5 protein-coding genes are annotated in these 5,847 nt (G+C 46.9%); 4 read left to right on the top strand and 1 reads right to left on the bottom strand.

Going from position 1 to position 5,847, the window contains the following annotated elements; translation table 11 throughout:
- Window positions 1-39 precede the first annotated feature (39 nt).
- Window positions 40-1,401, top strand: a complete 1,362-nt coding sequence (locus tag VIP81_RS00955) for a Gfo/Idh/MocA family oxidoreductase (RefSeq protein ID WP_331956601.1) — start codon at window positions 40-42, stop codon at window positions 1,399-1,401.
- A gap of 178 nt (window positions 1,402-1,579) precedes the next feature.
- Window positions 1,580-3,019, top strand: coding sequence for an arylsulfatase (locus tag VIP81_RS00950; protein WP_331956600.1), 1,440 nt, complete (start codon window positions 1,580-1,582; stop codon window positions 3,017-3,019).
- Window positions 3,020-3,124: 105 nt separating this feature from the next.
- Here the strand turns inward: VIP81_RS00950 and VIP81_RS00945 are convergent, their stop codons facing one another.
- Window positions 3,125-4,111, bottom strand: a complete 987-nt coding sequence (locus tag VIP81_RS00945) for an aldo/keto reductase (protein ID WP_331956599.1) — start codon at window positions 4,109-4,111, stop codon at window positions 3,125-3,127.
- 161 nt (window positions 4,112-4,272) lie between these two features.
- On the opposite strand from VIP81_RS00945, the gene VIP81_RS00940 reads away from it, so the two are divergent.
- Together VIP81_RS00940 and VIP81_RS00935 are read left to right on the top strand one after the other, a co-directional pair.
- Window positions 4,273-5,184, top strand: coding sequence for an AraC family transcriptional regulator (locus tag VIP81_RS00940; RefSeq protein ID WP_331956598.1), 912 nt, complete (start codon window positions 4,273-4,275; stop codon window positions 5,182-5,184).
- 60 nt (window positions 5,185-5,244) lie between these two features.
- A complete protein-coding gene (locus VIP81_RS00935; RefSeq protein WP_331956597.1) occupies window positions 5,245-5,673 on the top strand; it encodes an SRPBCC family protein in 429 nt (142 codons plus the stop codon).
- The last annotated feature ends 174 nt before the right edge of the window (window positions 5,674-5,847 follow it).

Genomic DNA, 5,847 nt, shown 5'->3' with positions numbered 1-5,847 from the left:
TATCAACAACCACGTAACAAAAACAGAAAACTTCTTTATATGTCAGCAATAAAATCAAGGCGGGAATTCCTGCAACAATCTTTACTGGCAGGAGCCGGTATTACTATCAGTGCTATGGGTATGCCAGCCAGCAGCTATGCCCGCATCATGGGCGCCAACGACCGTGTAAATGTAGGTCTGATTGGTTTTTCAGACCGCGCGAGACAAGCATTGTTACCCTCTTTTTTCAATAACAACAAAGAGCTGAACTTCGACCTGATCGCGGTATCTGATATCTGGAACCGGCGTAGGGAAGAAGGAAAGGCTTTCCTGGAGCAGAAAACCGGGCATAACGTACAGGCATGTATGAATAATGATGAACTGTACAATATCAAAGGACTGGATGCTGTGTTCATTGCCTCTCCGGACTTTCAGCATGCTTATCACACCATTGCCGCAGTAAAAAACAAATTGGATGTATACAGTGAAAAGCCTTTTGCTGAAACCATGGAAGACGCACGCAGCGCGCTGAAAGCGGTAAAAGAATCCGGCCGCATCATGCAGGTAGGTACACAACGCCGCAGTGGTACCAGCTACCACGCTGCCGCCAACTTTATCCAGCAAGGAAAGTTTGGTCCTATCACCATGGTGGAAATGACCTGGAATGTAAACCAGCCGGGTCGCTGGCGTCGCCCGGACCTGGTACAGTCGATCCGCGAATCTGATACCGACTGGAAACGCTTCCTGTGCGGCCGTCCGCAGGATAGCTGGGACCCACGCAAATACCTGGAATACCGACTCTTCTGGCCATATTCTTCCGGTATCTTCGGTCAGTGGATGACGCACCAGATAGACACCGTGCATTGGTTCAGTGGCCTCAAACATCCGCGTAGCGCCGTTGCCAATGGGGGCATCTATGTGTGGAAAGATGGCCGTAAAAATCCGGATACCCTCACCGCTGTATTTGACTACGGCCCGGAAAACGATCCTGCCAACGGATTCCAGGTGAGTTACAGCAGCCGTTTTCATAACTCTGCCGGCGGTACCAAAGAAATCTATTATTCCAATGGTGGCACCATCGATATGTCTACCAACAAAATAACCGCTACCGGCGGTCTCACGGAAAGAGAAGCCCAGGAGATGGGTATGCATGCCAACCTGCTGACACCTCAGACACTCAGCAACGAAGAAGCTGCAGCCACCAGTGCCAACACCGGCGGCGACCCACTCACGAATGCGCATGTACGTAACTGGATGTCGTGTGTGCGTGAACGTAAGCAGCCCAATGCACCTATTGAAGCAGCTTACTCACACTCTATTGCACTGATCATGGGCAACGCTGCCTATCGTACCGGCATGAAAGCTACTTTCGACGAAGCTACCCAGGAAGTAATGGTGGGCGGCAAAGTGTTTAAGATGTAGTACGTCCATTATGTAAACGATATACGATGAAGCCTCCCGGCAGTAACAGCGCAAAGGCAGTGATGGCAATGGTAAATGCTGTTACTGCCGGATAGGCTAAATGTTTTGCGCTATCCGCCCCGTTGTTGTAAATACTTCCGGAATACTTTGTATTTTGGTCGGCTTAGAGCAACGAACTATGAACAGGAACATTTTGACAAAACTGCTACCCGCAGCAGCACTGGCGCTATTAGCACTACCAGTGAAAGCACAACAAAAAGCGGGGACCACTCCCAACATCGTTTTTATTCTGGCAGATGATTTAGGCTATGGCGACCTCAGTGCATATGGTCAGCAAAAATTCAGCACCCCGAACATTGATCAGCTGGCGAAGCAGGGCATGCGGTTTACGCAGTTTTATGCCGGGACTTCAGTTTGTGCGCCTTCCCGCGCATCGCTCGTCACAGGTTTACATACCGGACATACTTTTATCCGTGGCAATAAGGAAATACAACCGGAAGGGCAGCAACCTATAGCCGACACCGTGGTAACGATCATGGAAGTACTAAAAAAAGCAGGGTATACTTCCGGTATTTTTGGCAAATGGGGACTGGGACCGGTAGGGTCTTCCGGCGATCCGCTGAAACAGGGAACGGATCGTTTCTATGGCTACAACTGTCAGCGCGAATCGCATCGCTACTTCCCCACACATCTCTGGGATAATGAAACCAAAGTAGTGCTGCCGGAAAACGGGCAGCTAGAGCGAATGAGCACCTATGCCCCGGACATGATTCAGGCGCAGGCACTTCGATTCCTGGAAGAAAATAAAAGCAAACCATTCTTTCTTTACCTGACCTATACCTTGCCACATGCAGAGTTGCAGGTACCGGATGATAGTCTTTTTCAACATTTCAAAGGCAAGTTTGCGGAAAAGCCTTACAAAGGCAACGACTATGGTCCTAAAGCGACTGTACCCGGTTATGCCTCCCAGGTTTATCCACACGCTACTTTTGCTACCATGATGACCCGTTTGGATAATTATGTAGGAGAAGTAATGGCTCACCTGAAAGCATTGGGATTAGATAAAAATACCCTCGTGATCTTTACCAGTGATAATGGTCCGCATACAGAAGGCGGCGCTGATCCGGCGTTCTTTAACAGTGCCGGCGGTTTCCGTGGCGTGAAACGCGACCTGTACGAAGGCGGTATCCGGGAGCCTTTCATTGCCCGCTGGCCCGGAAAAATAAAGGCCGGCAGTACCAACGCGTTCCAGGGCGCTTTCTGGGATATTATGCCTACGCTGGCACAGCTCACCAAAGCGCCGGCCATGCCCTATACAGATGGTGTTTCGTTACTGCCAACTTTAACCGGTGGTAAAGGACAACAACAGCACCCGTATCTCTACTGGGAGTTTCATGAAGATGGTGGCCGTCAGGCGGTGAGACGAGGCAATTGGAAGGCGGTGAGGCAAAAGGCACAGCAGCATCCTGATGCGGCAGTGGAGTTATACGACTTAACCACGGATCCGGCGGAAACGAAGAACGTGGCCGCCACACATCCGGATATTGCCCGTAAAATGGAGGGGTATATGAAGGAAGCGCATGTGGAAACAGCGTTGTATCCGTTTTTTAGCTTTTAGCTATTAGCTTTTAGGAAATGCAGCGGAGAAGATGATATGTTGATCTCCGCTGCATTTCCTAAAAGCTAAAAGCTAAAAGCTAAAAGCTAATAGCTAACAGCTATCTCAGCTCCTATCCACCAGCTTGTTCATACTTTCACTATATCTGTCCCCTGTATTTGGGTATTTGAGGAGCAGGTCCTCGAGGTTTTGCAAATCGGTGGCCGTTAAGTGAACGTCTACTGCGCCGGCATTATCCAGCAGGTATTTTCTTCTTTTGGTGCCTGGAATGGGGATAATGTTATTTCCCTGTGCCAGTACCCAGGCTAGTGCGAGTTGAGCGGGCGTACAATTTTTACCGGCGGCCAGTTCCGCAAATCCGGTAGCCAGCAGTTTATTGTTTTCGGCATGCTCGCCCTGGTAACGGGGCAATTGTTTCCTGAAGTCTTTGTCGCCCAGTTTGGTAATGTCCAGGTCATTGATCACAAGGCCACGGGCCAGCGGGCTGAATGGCACGAAGGAGATGCCCAGTTCTTTACACACCGGCAGGATCTCTTTTTCCACATCCCGGGTCAGCAGGGAATATTCACTTTGCAAAGCGCTGATAGGGTGTACCGCATATGCTTTGCGGAGAGTATTGGCAGAAGCTTCCGACAGTCCCAGGTAACGTACTTTACCTTCCTTTACCAACTCAGCCATCGCACCTACCATTTCTTCTACCGGCACATTCGGATCAATACGGTGTGCGTAGTATAAATCGATCACATCTGTTTGTAGTCTTTTTAAACTGGCTTCCACGGCCTTTCTCATATAGGCAGGAGAACCGTCGAAGTTGCCTGCACGGACTTCGGTATTCATCGAAAAGCCAAACTTGGTGGCAATGAAAATTTTGTTGCGGTGAGACTTCAACACTTTGGATATCAGCTCCTCATTTTTGCCGGCGGCATATACATCGGCGGTATCCCAGAAGTTAATACCTATTTCCAGGGCTTTTTCCAATGTGGCAATAGATTCCACATCATCGGGTTCACCGTAGGCATGACTCATGCCCATACAGCCCAAACCAATGGCAGACAGCTGCACGTCTGTTGTTCCTAATGTTCTGTATTCCATAAGATAATCTGCTTTTATAATTGATAATCTGATGACGCAAAGATATACCGGCGATGCGGCCGGAAAATTGTACTAACAACAGAAATAGTTGTGCATTTCAAAGAAGAGGGGTAAATAAGGCACTTTTTTAAAGGTAGTTATTATTCGTAATTTTAAGGGGTATGACGAACTACGATAAACAATTTGAATTAACGACGCCGAATAGTGTAACTACCGTTACGGACTGGTTTTCCGATGAAATCCGGCTGACGCATACGATCACGGATTACCGGAAACCAGATCATATGCATACCAGCAATGACAGCGATTTTGTACGCCTGCATTTTGGGCTGAAAGGAGATTATGCTTTTTCCTATAAACAGCTGAACCGGTCTTTCGACCTGGTGGGCGGCCATCACAATATTATGTACTCCAATGGTTTTGAAATCGAGGTGCAGCCGAAAGCTAACGAGATAGAAACTTTTGGCATACAGTTTCCCAAAGCCCTGTTCATTGAGTTCACCCAAACAGGCAATGAACACCTGCAACGATTTTGTGAGCACGTAACTGCAGGAAAAGAAGCCCTGCTCTCGGAAAACTGGGGACCTATTGATAATGCTACCCAACAGGTGATCGGGCAGATTATGAACTGCCGCTTTACGGGACAACTGAAGAAATTGTTCCTGTTATCAAAAAGTATCGAATTGCTGGTGTTATCTGCGGAAGCATATAATTACGCGGCAAATAAAAAAGACATCTTTATAAAAAGTAAAACCGACAAGGAAAAAATAATTGCTGTCAGAGATCTTATTAATGATCGCCTGAATGATCCGCCGGGTCTTACGGAGATTGCACAACTGGTAGGGCTCAACGAATATAAGTTGAAACGTGGTTTTAAGGAAACCTTTAATGCCACCGTCTTCGAATATTTAACCGGACAGCGCTTGCAGCTGGCCAATCAATATTTGCTGGATACGCAAAAAACATCTGCGGAAATAGCCTATGAGTTGGGCTATTCCACTCCACAGCATTTTAATAATGCTTTTAAAAAGAAATTCGGGGTTACTCCCAATTCGGTTAGAATTAATCCGTAAAATGCAATCCGCCCGGGTCGTGGTGGCCTAATATTGTAGTACAATTTAAAATACTTTATTATGGACAAGCAATTAACAATGTCAGCATCTATCAGCATTCATGCACCCGCAGCCAGCGTGTGGAGTGCCATCACCGATAAAGAGAAAATTAAAAGCTATTTTTTCGGAACAGATGTAGACAGCGACTGGAAGAAAGGCAGCCCGGTGATCTGGTCCGGCGAATGGGAAGGAAAACATTATGAAGAAAAAGGAGAGGTGCTGGACGTGGAAAAGGGAAAGCTGTTATCCTACAGTTACCTGAGCAGCGGCCAGGAAGATATACCTGAAAACTATTCAGTGATTGTTTACAAGCTGGAGGGAAATGGGAATGGGGAAACGCAGTTTACGATTACCCAGTCGAACTTTGCCAATCAGGAAGCCTGCGATCATTCCAAAGAAAACTGGAAAACAATATTGACGGGGTTGAAAAAAGTAGCGGAGGGTGTTTGATTTTTTACTCAGGATTATACTGATTTTGATGATTTTGATGATTTTTTTTATTTTGTAAGATTTAAAAAGTAAGTTTTAAAAGATTTGGGAAGATAGGAGCGAATATCCGCTTATATCTTCCCAAATCTTTTTATAATCCCCAAAAATAAAATCATCAAAATCATCAAAATCAGT

Source organism: Chitinophaga sp. (genome assembly GCF_036566945.1).
GTDB lineage: Bacteria > Bacteroidota > Bacteroidia > Chitinophagales > Chitinophagaceae > Chitinophaga.
Note: the sequence above shows the minus strand (reverse complement) of the source record. Positions and strands in the feature narration are given on the sequence as shown.

Excerpts from the sequence above, each read along its gene's own strand:
- VIP81_RS00950 (WP_331956600.1), top strand. The coding sequence starts at position 1,580 with ATGAACAGGAACATTTTGACAAAACTGCTACCCGCAGCAGCACTGGCG.
- VIP81_RS00935 (WP_331956597.1), top strand. The coding sequence starts at position 5,245 with ATGGACAAGCAATTAACAATGTCAGCATCTATCAGCATTCATGCACCC.
- VIP81_RS00945 (WP_331956599.1), bottom strand. The coding sequence starts at position 4,111 with ATGGAATACAGAACATTAGGAACAACAGACGTGCAGCTGTCTGCCATT.
- VIP81_RS00955 (WP_331956601.1), top strand. The coding sequence starts at position 40 with ATGTCAGCAATAAAATCAAGGCGGGAATTCCTGCAACAATCTTTACTG.
- VIP81_RS00940 (WP_331956598.1), top strand. The coding sequence starts at position 4,273 with ATGACGAACTACGATAAACAATTTGAATTAACGACGCCGAATAGTGTA.